A 286-nucleotide genomic window follows, 5' to 3' on the forward strand; every position below is an offset into this window, starting at 1 on the left:
TTATATGCCGGTTCATATTACTTCCTTAAAACATGCCCTTTGCCTTGTTTATCGTGGTTTGGCCAAGGTGGTGGATGAACAGTACGGCCTGCACGATTTCAAAAGCTGGAGCGAGTTATCTGTGTCTGTTCACCAGGAAAAAATAGGGCTGGTCAACAAGGCCATTCGTATTCCCCGTGTTGTTCTGCTCCATTTTTATGATCGTATGCCTTCGCGCCCGGTGCGGTTTTCGCGTATTAATGTCTATTTGCGGGACCGTCATACTTGCCAATATTGCGGGAAACAT

General features: G+C 46.5%; 1 pseudogene. It reads left to right on the plus strand.

Annotated elements, in window-relative coordinates:
- Window positions 1-4 precede the first annotated feature (4 nt).
- Window positions 5-286 (plus strand): annotated as a pseudogene (locus A2048_06300) (HNH endonuclease).

Source organism: Deltaproteobacteria bacterium GWA2_45_12 (genome assembly GCA_001797365.1).
Lineage (GTDB): Bacteria > UBA10199 > UBA10199 > UBA10199 > UBA10199 > UBA10199.